Source organism: Candidatus Villigracilis saccharophilus, assembly GCF_016711665.1.
This window is the reverse complement of the sequence record NZ_JADJSO010000017.1, coordinates 98,401-114,352: the sequence shown is the minus strand read 5'-3', so window position 1 is coordinate 114,352 and position 15,952 is coordinate 98,401. Positions and strand designations below refer to the sequence as shown.

Here is a 15,952-nt window from a genome sequence, read left to right as displayed (position 1 = left end):
CATTGTGCTCTTCGTAATCATAAATACCTTCAACCTGGACACTATTAAGATCGGTCTGGTTACGATACCGCGCCTGCCAGTGGAAGCGCGCTATCAATCCCTGGCGGCGGTATTTGGAAGTAATCCGCAGAACGGAATGGCAAACAACTTGGCGATCATGTTCAAACTGCTCTGGCAGCAAGAGGATGATTTCCTCTGGAATTTTGTTGAGCCCTTCGGCTATTTTTACAAAGTGACTTTCCCGCTGATATTCATCGGTTTCATTTATTTAATGACCTCCCTCAAGAAATCAAAAGAGACCGTTTATGAGCATTGGCTTTTATTTTCGTGGATCAGCACATCGCTGGCCATTGGGATCATTCATCCGGTCAACTTGACGCGGCTCAACCTGATCTTTACACCGCTATTATTTTGTCTGGCTATTTGCCTGCTTGAATTTGACAAACTTAATAAATATGTAACGCCGATCGCGCTTTTTTCGGTGTCGGTTGGATTTGTCTTTTTTACTCTGGCCTATCACGGAGAAAGCTATCAAAAGCCGGCCGCTGAAGCTTTCAACGCGGGGATCCTCCCATCCATTGAATACGCGGGCGAGAATCACAATTCCATTATTTGCATTTCAGAGCAGACCCGCTTTGCCTACATTTACACGCTCTATGTGACCAAACTCAAGCCTTCGGAATATTTGGATTCGCTCGAATGGCTTCTACCGGAGGCTCATCCATTGGACCCGTCTAGGTCCCCAAGAGTCCTGGGGATGTTCAGATTTAGAATGTCGGACTGTGTTGAAGATGACGGCGCTGTTTACGTTCTAAAATTAAAAGAGGAGCCCCCCAATTTCAACATCAATTACAAAACCAAAAGATTCAATAAGTATCAAGTTTTTCTGCCAAAGATAGATCCATAATCTGGCCGTATGGAATCTCATACACTCAAGGAAAGGTATTGTTTCCTCAAGATGTAGGAAACCACGCCTGTATTAATCAGTGCGGCTGCCATGACAAAACCCGTCGAGGCATTCAAAATAAAAACGGAATAAGACAGGCCGGAAATGATCTGATATAGAATTGGCACGAACCACATTTCAGGCACAAAAATAATAATCGCAAAAGAGAAAACATCCGCGGGATAAAAATAGCGGTCATGCATTTTGGGCAAGACAAACGGCACAAGCACAAGCGAAGTCAGCGCCAGAAGCATGATCCTGCGATCATCATATATGACCTTGCCTGCCAGTTCACCCAGCCCCATATACACATGGCCAGAACAAAACCCCCATCCCCATCCAGACGCCGGCATCATAAAAAGTGTCCGGGACAAAAGTATATAAATTTGGCACGCTCATGGATAGACTTCGGAATTGTCCCACCTGGCCGATATAAATAGTTAATATGCTCTCCCAGCTTCTACCAATCCAGACCGCGGGAAGCGCCGCAACAGCGTACGCCGCAGGCACAAGCAGAAAGTGATACCAGCGGATCAATCCTTTCAGGAATAGAATTCCAAGAAAAGGCAGAAAAAATATGGATTGGGATTTAATTGAAAAAGCCGCGCCAAACATAATAAGCGCCCAAAACGGTATTTCCTTCAGCAGAAAATACGCACAGAGCAATAAAAAGGAAGTGTATAGGCTTTCAATTTGCCCCCAACCGGAGCTATTAAACATGATGGTGGGGAGTGAAAAGAAAACCGCTGAAAACAGATATGGCATATCATCCTTAAATTTCAGGCGCGCCATCAAGAAAATCGTGAAAGCGGAAATGAAATCGAATAGAGTCGGTATGATCTTGATGGCCGTAATAGAATCGATCCACTCTGAGAACAATCTGGATATCCACAATAAATATAAATAGGCGGGCGGATAGTTTGAAAAGTTGCCGTTGGCCAGGCTTACGATCCCTCTCTTATAAAAGTGCTGATACCAATCCTGTAGAATTACCACATCCTCATTCGACAGGCCGTAAATACGATAACGGATCAGGAGCGACAAGCAAAACAATAGAATGCTTAAACACAGCATTGGTCGTTTTCTAATACTCCTCATCGCGTCTCCAAAACTTGAAATATTTTGCCCATTATAAACGGCGCGCCAGCCACATGAGCATGATATGGGGAAAACTACCCGCCCAGCAAAAAATCCCCGCCTTCCATCACGCCTTGCGTGATGACCTGCACGGACTCGGACGCGGCCAAATCCCCCAGTTCAAACGACTTCAATCTTGTCTGCGTGCTTCGGACAGACGGCTCAAGAAACTCACCGAAAGGCAGCGATGTTTTAAATAATTGGTAATAAAGGAATCTGCGCGCATTGCGTTTGAATTCAAGCGGAACATCGATCACATCCGCCGCCAAAAAAACCTTCATCTTACTTCTTACATCCTCAATCGTCTGCGGAAAGAACACCGTGGGATACTGTGTAAATCTCGCTCTGCCTGCGCACAATACCGCTGCGCCCATGATGGACGCTTCGAGACCAATCGTTGAGTTATAGACCATTACGAATTTGGATCTTAAAATCAACTCATACGAACTGAGCGATTCCTTCGGGCTGACAAAAACGACATTCGGTTCTTTATCCACCTGTGGCTTGCCACCCAACCTTCGACAGTCTCGCGGCTGGCTTTGCGGACACGGGTTTCATCAGGATGTGCACGAATGACGAATAAGGTTTCTGGGTGTAAACGAAATTCCTCCAGCGCCAGATCCAGCCAGTCGAACATATCCTCAAAGACCGTATTGGCGTGTGTTTGGCTGGTATCAAAGATGACGTTGGTAAAGATGGGGACGATCTGCTTGAAGTCCGCGGCTTTTCGCAAAAACGACTCGTCGAGTCCTTTCATATCCGCCCAGAATTTGACACCCGCCATCGTGAAGTCGCCTTGAAAGCGCCTGGTGAGATAGGCATCGAGCCTGGAATTTTGCTCGGAGTTCAATTCAAATTGATCGGGGATGTGGATCGGGTAAGCAGTCGCTTCACCTTCGGTAAAGTAGGCGGTCGCAGGCTGTAAACCAACTTCATGGGTGATGACGCGCAATCCGCGCTTTTGGGCGACGTAGCGCGCTGTCGCTTCGGGGAAGAACTGCCCATTGAAAACAACAACCGCCCAAGGCTGGATCTGATCGAGCAGTGCGTCAAATTTCTGCGCCACGTTCCACGCAGACAAAATATATTCACGTAAAAGATAACGAGTCGATTCATCATCGCTCAGATGGTGGATCCTCAGCACCCACCTCAATCCGGGCAGACACAAAGCGCCAAGGGGAAGATCGTGAAATATAAATTTTGATAACTGTTCGACATCCAGACCAGAAATTTCTTTTTCCAGTTCGGGGTCACGTTGAAGATCGAACCAGTTAACGCTGGAAGTTTGCACAATTGAACGGCTCAACGCCTGAATGTTTTTATACAACACCTTCGACTGCATCACGCATGATTTGCACGGCATTCCCTTATGCGGATCATCACGGTTCGTGCCAAGCACACATTTGCTCAAACCTGAATTGCAGGCAAAGTAAACAACAGGGATGCCCTGCAAGCGAAATGCCCACGAAACCAACAGGTGAAACCCGCTGTTCCACGAGAGATCGTCAATGCCGGTGGATGCCTTAAAGAAGATAACAGGCGCACCATTTGGCTGGGATTCCTTGCGGGCAATCTCACTAGCCACAGACATGATCTTGAGGTTATTGAGCCTGCGGACAAGTCCGCGTTTGATGCGTTGGGTAAAGAATTCCTTCATCCCGACCTACCAATCATTATTTTTTTCATAGCCTAATCTTTCCAGCAAATCACCTGACACATCAATAAATAGCTTTTTATGTTCCTCGGTAAAGTGTTGTTTCCATCCGCCAGTCTTCCCTGAGCGGAAGGTATGACTCTTCTTCGGTTGGATGGCATCCGTCAAAACAGATAATGCCTTCTCGCGCGGAGTTGGAATCTTATAACCAGTTTTCTCCACTTCATCTAGCATTGCATTCAGGGTGACATCGCGGTTATTGATCAAATCTTCAAAGCGGATGCACATTACATGTTTTTGTTCGAGCCATTGAAAGACGCCTTCATATCGCTGCTTCACGCTGACCATTTTAAATTCGTCTTTATCAATGCCGGTAATCGCGACATTTAATCTCGCGCCGAAATCAGGAAGCGAATTATAGTAATCGTGCATTCCGTGGTCACCGTGCATATCAGTCGCAAAGAACACTTGTGAAACGAGCATATCTCTCGGGTCACGATAAATAAAATAGTTGACGCGACCTCCTTCCGTTAAGAAGGATGTGTTCTCTTTGGTCGCATCCACATATCCCCAGCCGATGACTCCGTTTGGCACACGCTTCAAGTCCGTAAGGATTTCTTCCGTACTGCGCCTGCCACCTTCATATTTAATAGTACGGATCGGGTCCGCAGCCACATACCTATATGGCATGATCTGCGTAAAGCCGTTCAGGATTTGCAATAATAAATGCGAGCCGCTCTTCGGTTTAGAGTTTCCAAAGACGGGCGCCGCATCATTGAACGAAAATCGCTTCCAGCGCAAAATGGCTTGAGCGGTTTTCCCAGCGGGGCGCAATGTACGGCGGATTTTTTGTTTGAATGCCATGAGTAAAAATTTACCACAAAGGAACACGAAGGAAAAACCTTAGTGGCCCTTTGTCTCCTTTGTGGTTAAAAAACTATTCGTTAACGACTCTGCGGAGCTTCTTCATTGAACCCTTTTCGGATTCGTAGACTTTCTTCACGCCATCACCAAGACCAGCTTCAGTCACGCGGATATATTTCACGAGACGTTCAAAACCGCCTGGTTCAACAGACGCCGCCTGATCACTGCCCCACATCGCACGATCCAATGTAATGTGACGTTCAATGGAAGTCGCGCCAAGAGCGATCGCAACGGCTGAAGGCACGAGTCCAACTTCGTGGCCTGAATAGCCAATGGGATTATTCGGGAATTCCTTGCGAAGCGTTTCGATCATGCGGAGATTTAATTCTTCAGGCTCGCATGGATAGGTGCTGGTGCAGTGCATAATGACGAGGTTATCTTCCCCGACAGCGTTCACGCCCGCATGGATCTGTTCCATTGTGGACATGCCCGTTGAAATAATGATCGGCTTGCCTGTCTTGCGGACATACTTCAAAAGATTGTGATCGGTCAACGATGCAGACGGAACCTTGTACGCGGGAGTATCAAACTTTTCCATAAAATCAACCGAGGGCTCATCCCAGACAGAGACCATCCAATCAATTTTCTTTTCCTTGCAATGGCGGTCAATCTCACGATATTGAACTTCGTTGAACTCAACCTTGTAACGATAATCCAAATAAGTGATATAACCCCACGGCGTCCCACGCATTTGCTTTTGCTGATCTAGAGGCGTGCAAACCTCGGGCGTGCGCTTCTGGAACTTGACCGCATTCGCGCCAGAGTGAGCGGCGGCATCGATAATTTTCTTGGCAATATCGAGATCGCCGTTATGATTAATTCCCACTTCAGCGATCACATAGGCAGGATGACCATCACCCATCATTCGGTTTCCAAATTTAATTTCACGAGCCATTTTTAATTCTCCTTTTGAGATAAATGCTTCAATACGACCTCACACAATTCACGGATCGCGCCGTGACCGCCTGTTTTCGTCAACACATGATCAGCCGCGCGGATCACTTCAGGATATGCATCCGCGACAGCCACAGACCAGCCTGCGACCTCGAAACATGGGAGATCATTCAGGTCGTTGCCAATATAGATGACGTTCTCCGCTTTGACTTTTTTCTGCTCGAGGACTTCGCGCATCACACGTCCCTTGTTCTGCAGCCCCACATTATGAATTGCCTCGACCCCCATCTTTTTCGCGCGCGCCATCACAACAGGATTCGGTTCCGAGGAGAGGATCATCACCTCAACACCCAGCTCATGCAGTTTCTTAATGTGCATACTATCACTGCGTGAGGCTGTGACCGATTCTTTTCCATTCTGATCGGTGATGACAAGGTTATCCGTTACTACGCCATCAAAGTCACAGATGATCATTTTAATCGTCTCGGGCATAGTACATCGGGATTTTCCCGCTGACACCATTTCAAGTCCGCTATTGACCAAGGCCTCGTACTTCGCCCAATCAGACAGGGTATCAATATCAACTGTGTATTTTGGGTCGATCAATAATGAATAGATGGCATCGCCGGTCAACGATTTTTTGTTGACGATGGTGGAAACACGGATCGCATCAATGTGCCCAGTCTGCCAATAAACGGGCGGCAGGATCTGCCTCGGCGCATTATACGGTTCGGCAATCCCTTCAACTCCGAGTAATGGATTCAATGGTTTGCCTTCGCCGTTGAATCGCCACATCTTAAAAGGATTTTGACCCGCAGGCACCACACCGCGCACACAATCCGCATCTTCATGATTTAATAGGATACTAATGGCGTCATCCACCATTGTTTGAGGACGAATGGGAGATGTTGGGCGAAGTTGAACCACGATATCTGGATGATATCCTTCAATCTCTTCCAGCCACTTTAACGCATGTTCAAAGACGGGCAGGTCGGTGGTCTTATCCTGGGCAAATTCAGCAGGACGCAGGAAGGGAGTCTCTGCGCCCCACGCACGAGCAACCGCAGCGATCTCTTCATCATCGGTCGAGACAATGACACGGGTCACCAACTGAGATTGTTTGGCGGCGGCAATGCTCCACGCAATCAGCGGATAGCCCGCGAACGAGCGGATATTTTTGCGCGGAATTCCTTTGGAACCGCCGCGCGCTGGGATGAGGGCAAGGATTTCGGTCATTCATTCTCCGTAGTGGCGCAGTGCTGCGCCACTACCAGGCAGTCCATCCGCCATCGACAATGACGTTATTACCTGTCATATAAGAAGAGGCATCGGAAGCGAGGAATAACAACGCGCCGTTCATTTCATCCTTCTTGGCCATGCGCCCCAGGATGGTCTTGGCGGAATAATTCTTGACGAAATATTCTTCGTGGTTGTTATACACGCCGCCGGGAGTGAGCGCATTAACGCGGATCTCGGTCTCGGCATAATAAGCGGCGAGATATTTGGTAAATCCCATTACGCCGGCTTTGGTGGTGGTGTAGTAAACGGGTTTGAATGCCACGCGTTTGCCGTCTTTGATATAGATGCGTTGGTCGGGACCGTTCAGTCCATAGGTCGAGCAGATGTTGATGATGCTGCCCTTCTTGCCTTGCGCGATCATTTGTTTGACGCAGGCTTGTGTGACAAGAAAGATACCTGTGAGGTTCACATTCAAGGCGGCATTCCACTGTTCAAGGGGATAATCTTCGAAGGCGCCGGGGGCAATCCCTTTTGAGGAGGCCTCGGGGTCGAATTTCGGGTCGAGGGCCGCGCTGTTGACGAGGATGTCAAGGCGGCCGAATTGCTTCGTCGTCTCAGCAACCAGCTCACGGGTCGATTCAATGCGGGTGACATCGAGCGGGAAAGCGATCGCAGAGTAGCCGGATTCGGTCAGGCGGACGGCTGTCTGGGTGGCGAGTTCCATATTCAGATCGGCCGCGACAACAGCCGCGCCTGCCTCGGCAAGCGATTTACAAAACTCAAATCCCAATTGTCCGCCGCCGCCTGTGACAACGGCCACGCGATCCTTCAAGTTGAATTTATCCAGAACGGTCATGATATGCTCCTCTTATGGAAAGGCTGTATAGATTTTATCGCCATGCGTGTTGTGCGCAAGATATAAGCCATCGGCGAGTTGTATATAAATGGATTGGACATCCTCTTCTTCCGATCCGAATTTGAAGAGGGCGAGCGCGGCGGTACCCGAAAGCACGTCTTGTTGAAGCGCGCCCACCCCTTCAACAAATCCTTCGCGCGGCAGGTCAGTGACCGGGTCGACCAGATCTGGCAGGACATAGCTGGGGCGATCGGTATAAAGGTAAACAGGACCGGGCTGATTGGTATAGATACGTGTTCCTTCAGGGAGCGTGACCAGGAAATCCATGGCCTGCGAATCATACCATTGGAAGGAGGCATAGCCCTGTCCTCCTTTGTGGAGTTTTGCCGCGAGAGCGGCTGTATCGTTAAAGGAAAGTGCAAGAATAATCAATGTTGAAGTAATAACAATACTGCGCCAAATCATTGCGCGTCTCTGCCACAGCCAATATCCCACAAAAACAAGCAGAATGATCAGCGAAATATAAACCGGCGCCAGGATACGGAGTTTAAATTTGGTGCTGGCATCGAACAACATCATCGAAGAGACGATCGAGGCAAGATATCCAAAGATATACAGTCCGCTGGTGAAGGATAAAATTTCCGGTTGTTCGGCAGAAGGATCAAGAAATTTCCTCAAGCCTTTATACAACAACCAAACCAGCAAAACCAATGCGATGAATGACAATAAGGTAACAAAGAAGTCGGGGATTTTTATAAGCGCACGCCGCCAGGTTTCAACAGGAATGAAAAATTCGGAGAAATTAAATATAGCGGTATTGATGTTTTCATTTGTGAGCGGATGCCAGATCAATGTGCGGTTGGTGGCGTTGTCGGCGACAAGTTTATTGCGGATGCTCCAGCCCAGCAGGAATGGAAGAGCGCTGAAAATAAAAATCCCGGCGCTGGTCAGTTTTTGCTTCCAGGTATCCTGCAGCAGGATAAGCGCAACCAGGAATGTGGCAATTAATGCAAGACCGGCATAACGTGTAAGATAAGCAAACGCCGCTAAAACACCAGTTAATACCAGCCAGGAGTTTTGTTTCGTATTAAAGTAATGAAAAAATGCGAGGAATGAGGCAAGACTGAAAAAAATATAGAGCGGTTCGCTCATCGCAACAGCATGAGCATTGAGTAATGACGCATTGACCGCAAACAACAACGCCAGCACCAGACCCGCAACCTGCGAGCGGGTCATGCGCCAGCCGAGAATTCCAAGCAAAAACGCATTTCCGCCAAACAGCAGGGCATTGACAAAACGCGTGCCGCGCAATGGGTCAAGTCCGCTGACGCCGATCAACGCAAGGATGGATGAGAACGCTGGAGGAAAGTGTGTAACGGGTTGGTTGGATGCCAGCCAGGCTTCACGATAGCCCTGTCCGCTGAGGATGCTGCGTGCGCCGGCAATATATGCAATCGAGTCGTCTGAAAGCCCGAGTCCCTGCGGTGTGCTGTAAAGAACAGCCCACACTGCGCTCACAGTGATCAAGCTGAGTACTGCAAGAAAAAAAAAATGGGATTTCAAAAAGTGTTTCATTTAAATAAAGCGTAGAGACGCCCCTCGCTCAAGTTCCTCTCTCATCGGGGGAGAAACTTCGGAAGCGTCTCTACGTGGGGATCAATTACGCCTGTTTGGCGATATAACCTTGTTCTTCAAGATATGAGATAACGATGTGCGCATTTTCTTCCGCTGATGCGCCAAATCCCTTAAGTGTAATTGCGGGCTCGATCGGCTGTTCGTAGGGATCATCCACGCCGGTGAATCCCATCGGCTTGCCATCGATCATCGCCTGACGCGCCTTGGCATACAAGCCCTTCACATCGCGTTGTTCACAGACCTCAACGGGAGTATCCATGTAAACCTCGATGAAATTCTCGCCAACCATCTTGCGAGCCTCAGCGCGGGTAGCGCGGTAGGGACTGATGGCCGCGCAAATGACTGCGCCGCCCGCGTGGACGATCTCACCGGCTACAAAGCCGATGCGGATGATATTGGTGTCACGGTCTTCCTTGCTAAAACCGAGACCTTTCGAAAGATGCGTGCGGACAACATCGCCGTCCAAGATGGCGATCTCGCGTCCACGCTCAAGCAATAGAGTGGTCACAACTTCGGTGGTCGCGCTCTTGCCTGATCCGCTCAAACCGGTGAACCAGATGCAGAATCCCTGCTTGTGGCGGGGCGGATACATCTCGCGCAGAATCTCGGCGGTCTCAGGGCGGGTGAACCATTCAGGGAGCAGCTTGCCCTTGGCAAGGTAATCATCGCGGACTTGTGTGCCGGAGATATTTGCCACCTTCGCGCCCTTGGGAACATCCTTCTCTTCGACATAGCGATCTTCATCGGGAAGATAGACCAGCATCTCGAACGGAACCATCTTGACTCCAAGCTCCGCTTCGTACTTCTGCATGAGTTCCTGCGCATCATACGGACCGTAGAATGGTTTGCCCGACGAATCATTGCCCGGCCCCGCATGATCGCGGCCAACAATAAAGTGATTGGCGCCATGGTTACGGCGGATGATGGCGTGAAGCAAAGCTTCTTTCGGACCAGCCATGCGCATCGCCAGTGGAAGCAGGCTGAGCATGGTGTCTTTCTTATCGTAGTAATTATCGACCAATGCCTTGTAAGTGCGGACGCGGGTATAGTGATCTACATCACCGGGCTTGGTCATGCCAACCACAGGATGTACGATCAACGAACCTTTGACTTCCGCCGCGGCGCGTTTGGTCAGTTCTTCATGGATGCGGTGCAGGGGATTACGGGTCTGGAATGCAACCACGTTGTCGTGTCCCATCTCTTCGAGCATGGCACGCACCTGAGCAGGAGTGTGGCGTAAATTCACAAAATCATAATACTTGGGAAGATTTACAACTTTCAATGGACCAGAGATGCAAACTTTGTTCCAGCGTGCCATCTCAGAAACCATCGGGTGCTTGGAATCGGTTGAGCCGTAAGCGTGAGCGGTCAGCCTCAACATCCCAGTGGTAGACCTCATCATGTAATGACCGCGATCAGATCGAAATTTGCGCTGCGCAAGGCCAGTTCTTCACCTACTGTAGGCAGTTCTTTCGGATCAGCTGTCAGGGTGATGGGAAGCGGGAAGAGAGTTCCATCCGCGAGACGCATTTCCTTGAGCACGCGGTCATAATCAGCCTTGCCCATGAAGGTCGTCAACGGAGAAAAACATCCCGGTGGCGATCAACTCAAGGTCGCACATGTTGCGCATGGTGATCTTGATGGAAGGCAGTTTCCCGGCGCGGGCGAGCAGCTCTTCACGCTCCTTGCCTTCAACAATCAGATTAACCAATTTGCCGCCATAGGGGGGAATTAATTTTGCTTTTGTCATTTTCACTCCAATATTGTTATGAAGCAACGATCCGTTCTGTACAATCGTTACTACTAATTTCAGATAAGAGAAAATTATACTCCAAAATTCAGTCAATGAATTTTGGAGTATAACATTTTTGTCTAACTTACTTGGCGCAAAATAATTGACTGGCTTTTTCAACAGTGGATGGATCTAGCTGCATTTCTTTCAGTGTTTGACAAGCTTGCTGAAACACCAACGGATCTGAGATCATAAAAGAAGCAATTTCATTCAAGCGGGTTGTATTACCTGCATACGCGTAGGCTTGCAGGAAGGGTATCCATTCAATTTGGTCTTTTGCGAAAAATCCACGGGAGATGGCGTCCTCTCCTAAGTGAAGGACTTCATCCCAATCTCCCGTCTGGCGGGCATAGGATGCTTTCTCAAAATAGTAGCACCACTCAGCGGGTGGTGCAGAACCAAATGGAATTGTAGGTGGAACGTGGAAGTCTTCATTAAACAAAATTTGGTCAGCCTCGGAGAACGGCGCAAGTTCCACCACGCGCGGATCTTCTTTGGAAGATAATTCTACTTGACGCATATCCATCACTTGCACGCAGGAAAATGGAGTTGGCTGACTTAATACTAAAATATTGCGGGAATTAGGGTAGGTACGAATGCTGCGACGATTGGAATAGTTCTGCGGTTCATGCGCAAAAACACTGGCAACCGTATCTTCATTTAGCACAAAAGCAGGCAGCGCCGCTGAACATATTTTTCATGATTCGATTCGGGATAATAAAGCAGATTGGCAGGTCCCCACGTGAAATAATCCTCTTCGGCGGCCACGGCGTAACGAGTGATCAACGTGGCGCTTGGGGTGAGCTGCGGAATGCGCCAGCTCACCTGCCACCAAAAATTGCGTGGCTTCGGTCTCACGAACCTTGATATATCCATTGAAATAATGAGTCAACGACGCAGAAACAATCAACATCCCAAAAGAAAATTCTGCAGCCGCACATTGGGAACATAGCTTAACAACAGCGGCCACAACAATGCCGCGCCAACAGATGCGATCAATGTGTATCTTGAATAATTTTTGAAATCGACAGAACGGCCAACCAGGATGACGGGGAACAACCCAAAGATGATTGCTCCAAGGCCGATCAAAACAACCTCGCGCCTCCAACCGGACCGTGGACCTAATTCAATGTTCCCGTCCTTTTGTGTCACTCTGGAAAATGTCCACAACAAAAGCAGCACCAATAATGCAAGGCCAAATCCCGGCAGCCAATGTGTGACTGAAAACCCGGCGCTCAAACGGCGAAGCGGCAACCACCAAGCATTGACGAGCACATCCACAAAGTCATTCACAAGTGCAGACAGGAAGTTGAAGAGAAATTTGAAAGGCTCCCCCCGAATATCGCCCAATTGCAAATCCACATCGGTTGCGCCGCGCTCGCTCTCAAAAAAGAAAAGCCGCCATGTTAAAAACACACCTGGTATTAAATATGACGGGAGCGAATACCGAACAAACGCAACAGCCTTTGCCCACAATGTATCATTCCAACGAAACGCAAGGGTTAGCAAACAGGCAAACCTGAAAAATTCCAGCCCGATATACCATTCAATTTGTCCGAGGCAGAACCAACCCAGCAGGATCGAAACGCCATAAAAAGATATTTTACGAGTCCACGAATCTGCCTGAGCTGCCCGAATCGTTAATCCAATGGAAAGCATGCCCACGGCAAGCCCCGTTTGGTGGCAAAGGTAATCAATGGCATTTGGCTGGGATAAAAATCCCGGGTACAGCAAAAACAAAAGCGACATCCAAAGAGTAAGCTGCTTTTTCTCCGGCCAGAGCATCCGCAGAACCCACAGAAAGGAAAAGCCGGAAAGCAGCCGAAACAGGAAGGCACTCAAATTGTAATAGAGCGGGTTCGGGCCAAAAAGAGTATACGCCGGTATCATCACCAATGCGCGCAATGGACGGTCAATGGCGAAAATATCCCAAAAGACAGAAGTCCCCTTCGCACCCGCCGCGTACATCAAATACCAGTCATCGTTGAAATAGCCGAACCTGGGCACAAACACCAGATAAACGATGGCGGAAACCAACGATATCAATAAAATCAAGAACAAAAACACCAAACGTTTCGTTTTTCCTTCAACTTTCATAACGGAGTTTTCCTTAGCCATTCATGAACCAGTTTGCGCCATATAGGTTGATGATAATACTCAAAACCACGAACAGTATAAAATGCCAGGGAATCTTTTTTCCAAGGGACACAGCTAAAAGTACAGTCAAAGGCGTTAGCGCATCCAAAATATATCGATAACCGAATTGATCCTTGCCAGTATTGTGATACATAATCAATAGGGCAAAATTAAAAAACACAGCCGCCCATGCTCCAAGTATCCACCAACGGCCTTCGTAGCGGCGAACAAGATAGATTAATGCCGGGGTGGTCAAAAAGATATTCATCCCGGCACCTGAGGGAAGAAACGGCCACGGGCCATCTGGGTGTATTTCCGGCAAGTATAAAAACATCACTCGAAGATTATAGGGAATGTAATAGGTTGAAAATAATCCATGCGTTTTTGCATTTTGGACAACGACTGGATCTCCATCAATAGTAACGTATCCAAAATCAAAATAGTTATCAAAACGCGCATGGTTATACCAAAGCAAACTCAGCACAGCAATCAGGATTGGGATTGCGGATTTGAATGACCAAGCAAACATCTTCTTGAGATCAATAGTCTGCCCATCCTCCCTCATGACTTGCATGGCAATGGCAAACACAAAAGGCCAGGACATAAGTCCATTAGGGCGTGCACTCACCGATAGACCGATGAAAAAACCAACGATCCACGGCGACCATGACTTGAAAGAGGCAAATACAGATAGTGCTAAAAAAGTTACAGTCAAAATCTGACTGACAAACCAAAAACGTCCGCTAATGCCAACCCATAAATGCGGAGTCCCAAAGGCAAAAAGTAAAACTAGCCATAGGATGCTTTTACGCGGCAGCTTAATCCACTGACGATCCACAAGCTTGTTCAAGATCAAAAACACAAGCACAGCATTAGATGCACTGAAGAACATTGAAAAATCAGCAGTACTGATATTTTTGCCACCAACTAGATATGCTAAAGGCATCATGAGAACAGCAACAATAGGCGGACTAGGGACATACCAATGTCCGTTATAAAAAGTTAGGTCATGCGTATTGCTGGGTGGGCGGCTCAAGTACAACCGCCCATGCAAAAACTCATCCGCAAGCAGATTCCAATAGGAGTATTTTATTTTATTGAACCAGCCGATTAATGCCGCGAAATGTTCGTGTAGAAAAAGAAAGTAAACAAAAAGACACTAACAACAAGCAGGTAGCTATCCAGCTTTCGAACAAAGCTTCCCCAGTGGCTTATTTCTACATAATATAGCAGCCGCAACAGAACAATCAGCAGGGAACTACACAGAAATAACCAGACAATCAGGGGTAGTAACCGCACACGGAGAGACTCAAGAAAGAGGAGCGAAACGGGTATCGGCGGAATGGTGAGCAGCAACAAAGTCCCAGTCGCCACCACTAAAAAATAAAGAGCAGCCAACACCAATATCATTTGGTTTAAAAGCAAGGACTTCAGTTTTTCTTCAATTTTTTTCTGCGAAGCCCATCTATTCCCCGAAAAAATAATCGTCAGACCAATATTCAGCAATAAAAGGCCAAGAAACAAACCCGCGACAACAAAACGAATACGTGACAACCCCAAGAAAAACTGTGCTCCTTCTTCCGATGGCGGATAAACGAAGGAGCCAAACAACCCTATTCCAGAAATTGCCATCAAAGCAAAAAATAGAGTAACGAGTTGCCTTCGGTTTTTCAAAGATATGTCAAATAACTTGACCATTTTTTACCTAAACAAGATCCACTAGCTGTCGCGTATTATTGGATGCATGGATCGCTTCCGCCAATCGTTGAACGCGCACGCCATCCTCCAAAGTACAGGCTGGATCTGCCTTGCCGCGCACCACCGCGACGAAATGCTTCATCTGTTCGAGGAACATCACGTTGCGCTCCCAATTTTCAGGAAGCGGATACGCCTCCCACTCCCCGCCCGCCTTGATATCCCTGCCCGTTGAAATGACTAGCGATTCCACTGAGGCACGATAAATACGCGCCGCGCCATCTGAAAGATCCCACTTGATCGTGCCTTTCGTGCCGATGATCTCAAAACGATGAGCGGGCGGCTGCTGATTGAAATCCAAATGCAGGTTACCCAGTGCCCCGCTTTCAAAACGCAGTCCGATCTCGGCTGTATCTTCGACATCCACTTCAAGATCACTTAACTTCGCGGTGAACCCCCAGGCGGATCTGACCTTCCCAACCAGCCACGGGAGATAGTCCAGTGAGTGACATTGGGTCAACACCACGCCGCCACCCATATCAGCGCGCCGCGTAGCCCTGGCGATAATCCTCCCACGGATGCCAGGCAGGCAGATATTCACCGAAATGCACATGCGCAGAAATGATCCGCCCGATTTCACCGTCAGAGATCAATTGTTTGGCGCGCATCAGCCCCGGGTGAAAACGGAATTGGAAAGCAACCAATACCTTTGATCCACTCTTCCTCACAACTGATTCAAGTTGATCCAGCCTCGCAGTTGAATTTGAAATGGGCTTTTCAAGCAAGATCGCACAACCTGCTTCCGCGGCGGGAACGGCAATATCCAAATGCATGGATGTTGGATTTCCAACAATCACCGCATCGGGCTGATGTTTCTTTAACGCTTCTTGAAAATCGGTTTCAACGGGAAAGTCCGCGAGTTCATCATCGGGCATGGTCGCTTTGCGCGTGCGGTATAAAACAATATCCTTTTCTCGCAACGCGATCAAATTCCGCATGTGGCGACGTCCGATGGAACCCAGACCTGCAATTAAATATTTCATT

At 48.3% G+C, this 15,952-nt stretch carries 20 protein-coding genes; 1 reads left to right on the top strand and 19 read right to left on the bottom strand.

Annotated elements, in window-relative coordinates:
- Positions 1 to 907 (top strand): hypothetical protein (locus IPL17_RS07955; RefSeq protein WP_345306546.1); only part of this gene is annotated, 907 nt, incomplete at its 5' end.
- A 17-nt stretch (positions 908 to 924) separates the two neighbouring features.
- Here the strand turns inward: IPL17_RS07955 and IPL17_RS07950 are convergent.
- The 19 genes from IPL17_RS07950 to IPL17_RS07860 all read right to left on the bottom strand — a co-directional run bounded on the left by IPL17_RS07950 (position 925) and on the right by IPL17_RS07860 (position 15,951).
- Entirely contained in the window at positions 925 to 1,251 is a 327-nt protein-coding gene (locus IPL17_RS07950) for a hypothetical protein (protein WP_345306545.1), read from the bottom strand.
- Positions 1,238 to 2,020, bottom strand: a complete 783-nt coding sequence (locus tag IPL17_RS07945; protein ID WP_345306544.1) for a hypothetical protein — start codon at positions 2,018 to 2,020, stop codon at positions 1,238 to 1,240. Before IPL17_RS07945 ends, IPL17_RS07950 begins: the two co-directional genes overlap by 14 nt.
- Before the next feature lie 98 nt (positions 2,021 to 2,118).
- Positions 2,119 to 2,496 carry a hypothetical protein gene (locus IPL17_RS07940; protein WP_345306543.1) on the bottom strand — a complete coding sequence of 126 codons (378 nt, stop codon included), beginning with the start codon at positions 2,494 to 2,496 and terminating at the stop codon, positions 2,119 to 2,121.
- A gap of 20 nt (positions 2,497 to 2,516) precedes the next feature.
- Positions 2,517 to 3,740 carry a hypothetical protein gene (locus tag IPL17_RS07935; protein WP_345306542.1) on the bottom strand — a complete coding sequence of 408 codons (1,224 nt, stop codon included), beginning with the start codon at positions 3,738 to 3,740 and terminating at the stop codon, positions 2,517 to 2,519.
- A gap of 6 nt (positions 3,741 to 3,746) precedes the next feature.
- The gene (locus tag IPL17_RS07930; protein ID WP_345306541.1) at positions 3,747 to 4,601 is read right to left on the bottom strand and encodes a sulfotransferase domain-containing protein; all 855 of its coding nucleotides are present in this window, start codon (positions 4,599 to 4,601) and stop codon (positions 3,747 to 3,749) included.
- A 73-nt stretch (positions 4,602 to 4,674) separates the two neighbouring features.
- A complete protein-coding gene (locus IPL17_RS07925; RefSeq protein WP_345306540.1) occupies positions 4,675 to 5,556 on the bottom strand; it encodes an N-acetylneuraminate synthase family protein in 882 nt (293 codons plus the stop codon).
- A 2-nt stretch (positions 5,557 to 5,558) separates the two neighbouring features.
- The gene (locus IPL17_RS07920; protein WP_345306539.1) at positions 5,559 to 6,791 is read right to left on the bottom strand and encodes an acylneuraminate cytidylyltransferase; all 1,233 of its coding nucleotides are present in this window, start codon (positions 6,789 to 6,791) and stop codon (positions 5,559 to 5,561) included.
- Between the two features lie 31 nt (positions 6,792 to 6,822).
- Positions 6,823 to 7,650: an SDR family oxidoreductase gene (locus IPL17_RS07915; protein ID WP_345306538.1), complete on the bottom strand. Its 828-nt coding sequence runs from the start codon at positions 7,648 to 7,650 to the stop codon at positions 6,823 to 6,825.
- A gap of 12 nt (positions 7,651 to 7,662) precedes the next feature.
- The gene (locus IPL17_RS07910; protein WP_345306537.1) at positions 7,663 to 9,213 is read right to left on the bottom strand and encodes a phospholipid carrier-dependent glycosyltransferase; all 1,551 of its coding nucleotides are present in this window, start codon (positions 9,211 to 9,213) and stop codon (positions 7,663 to 7,665) included.
- A gap of 97 nt (positions 9,214 to 9,310) precedes the next feature.
- A complete protein-coding gene (locus IPL17_RS07905) occupies positions 9,311 to 10,684 on the bottom strand; it encodes a bifunctional sulfate adenylyltransferase/adenylylsulfate kinase (protein ID WP_345306536.1) in 1,374 nt (457 codons plus the stop codon).
- Positions 10,684 to 10,851: a hypothetical protein gene (locus IPL17_RS07900; RefSeq protein ID WP_345306535.1), complete on the bottom strand. Its 168-nt coding sequence runs from the start codon at positions 10,849 to 10,851 to the stop codon at positions 10,684 to 10,686. Before IPL17_RS07900 ends, IPL17_RS07905 begins: the two co-directional genes overlap by 1 nt.
- Positions 10,838 to 11,035, bottom strand: coding sequence for a hypothetical protein (locus tag IPL17_RS07895; RefSeq protein WP_345306534.1), 198 nt, complete (start codon positions 11,033 to 11,035; stop codon positions 10,838 to 10,840). The genes IPL17_RS07900 and IPL17_RS07895 overlap by 14 nt, the downstream gene beginning before the upstream one ends.
- 127 nt (positions 11,036 to 11,162) lie before the next feature.
- Positions 11,163 to 11,744: a hypothetical protein gene (locus IPL17_RS07890; protein ID WP_345306533.1), complete on the bottom strand. Its 582-nt coding sequence runs from the start codon at positions 11,742 to 11,744 to the stop codon at positions 11,163 to 11,165.
- Positions 11,738 to 11,935: a hypothetical protein gene (locus tag IPL17_RS07885; protein ID WP_345306532.1), complete on the bottom strand. Its 198-nt coding sequence runs from the start codon at positions 11,933 to 11,935 to the stop codon at positions 11,738 to 11,740. Before IPL17_RS07885 ends, IPL17_RS07890 begins: the two co-directional genes overlap by 7 nt.
- 48 nt (positions 11,936 to 11,983) lie before the next feature.
- On the bottom strand, positions 11,984 to 13,195 hold the full coding sequence (locus IPL17_RS07880) for a hypothetical protein (RefSeq protein ID WP_345306531.1): 1,212 nt from the start codon (positions 13,193 to 13,195) through the stop codon (positions 11,984 to 11,986).
- Positions 13,188 to 14,249 carry a hypothetical protein gene (locus IPL17_RS07875; RefSeq protein WP_345306530.1) on the bottom strand — a complete coding sequence of 354 codons (1,062 nt, stop codon included), beginning with the start codon at positions 14,247 to 14,249 and terminating at the stop codon, positions 13,188 to 13,190. Before IPL17_RS07875 ends, IPL17_RS07880 begins: the two co-directional genes overlap by 8 nt.
- A gap of 74 nt (positions 14,250 to 14,323) precedes the next feature.
- Positions 14,324 to 14,911, bottom strand: coding sequence for a hypothetical protein (locus IPL17_RS07870; protein WP_345306529.1), 588 nt, complete (start codon positions 14,909 to 14,911; stop codon positions 14,324 to 14,326).
- Positions 14,912 to 14,918: 7 nt separating this feature from the next.
- The gene (locus IPL17_RS07865; RefSeq protein ID WP_345306528.1) at positions 14,919 to 15,521 is read right to left on the bottom strand and encodes a Gfo/Idh/MocA family oxidoreductase; all 603 of its coding nucleotides are present in this window, start codon (positions 15,519 to 15,521) and stop codon (positions 14,919 to 14,921) included.
- On the bottom strand, positions 15,448 to 15,951 hold the full coding sequence (locus IPL17_RS07860) for a Gfo/Idh/MocA family oxidoreductase (protein ID WP_345306527.1): 504 nt from the start codon (positions 15,949 to 15,951) through the stop codon (positions 15,448 to 15,450). The genes IPL17_RS07865 and IPL17_RS07860 overlap by 74 nt, the downstream gene beginning before the upstream one ends.
- Position 15,952: the final 1 nt, after the last annotated feature.

What these genes read in the sequence shown, in the direction of transcription:
- IPL17_RS07865 (WP_345306528.1), bottom strand. Translation starts at nt 15,521, where the DNA reads ATGTGCATTTCGGTGAATATCTGCCTGCCTGGCATCCGTGGGAGGATT.
- IPL17_RS07860 (WP_345306527.1), bottom strand. Translation starts at nt 15,951, where the DNA reads ATGAAATATTTAATTGCAGGTCTGGGTTCCATCGGACGTCGCCACATG.
- IPL17_RS07870 (WP_345306529.1), bottom strand. Translation starts at nt 14,911, where the DNA reads ATGGTCAAGTTATTTGACATATCTTTGAAAAACCGAAGGCAACTCGTT.
- IPL17_RS07920 (WP_345306539.1), bottom strand. Translation starts at nt 6,791, where the DNA reads ATGACCGAAATCCTTGCCCTCATCCCAGCGCGCGGCGGTTCCAAAGGA.
- IPL17_RS07905 (WP_345306536.1), bottom strand. Translation starts at nt 10,684, where the DNA reads ATGAGGTCTACCACTGGGATGTTGAGGCTGACCGCTCACGCTTACGGC.
- IPL17_RS07940 (WP_345306543.1), bottom strand. Translation starts at nt 2,496, where the DNA reads ATGGTCTATAACTCAACGATTGGTCTCGAAGCGTCCATCATGGGCGCA.
- IPL17_RS07935 (WP_345306542.1), bottom strand. Translation starts at nt 3,740, where the DNA reads ATGAAGGAATTCTTTACCCAACGCATCAAACGCGGACTTGTCCGCAGG.
- IPL17_RS07950 (WP_345306545.1), bottom strand. Translation starts at nt 1,251, where the DNA reads ATGGGGCTGGGTGAACTGGCAGGCAAGGTCATATATGATGATCGCAGG.
- IPL17_RS07895 (WP_345306534.1), bottom strand. Translation starts at nt 11,035, where the DNA reads ATGACAAAAGCAAAATTAATTCCCCCCTATGGCGGCAAATTGGTTAAT.
- IPL17_RS07900 (WP_345306535.1), bottom strand. Translation starts at nt 10,851, where the DNA reads ATGGGCAAGGCTGATTATGACCGCGTGCTCAAGGAAATGCGTCTCGCG.
- IPL17_RS07930 (WP_345306541.1), bottom strand. Translation starts at nt 4,601, where the DNA reads ATGGCATTCAAACAAAAAATCCGCCGTACATTGCGCCCCGCTGGGAAA.
- IPL17_RS07915 (WP_345306538.1), bottom strand. Translation starts at nt 7,650, where the DNA reads ATGACCGTTCTGGATAAATTCAACTTGAAGGATCGCGTGGCCGTTGTC.
- IPL17_RS07925 (WP_345306540.1), bottom strand. Translation starts at nt 5,556, where the DNA reads ATGGCTCGTGAAATTAAATTTGGAAACCGAATGATGGGTGATGGTCAT.
- IPL17_RS07880 (WP_345306531.1), bottom strand. Translation starts at nt 13,195, where the DNA reads ATGGCTAAGGAAAACTCCGTTATGAAAGTTGAAGGAAAAACGAAACGT.
- IPL17_RS07945 (WP_345306544.1), bottom strand. Translation starts at nt 2,020, where the DNA reads ATGCTGTGTTTAAGCATTCTATTGTTTTGCTTGTCGCTCCTGATCCGT.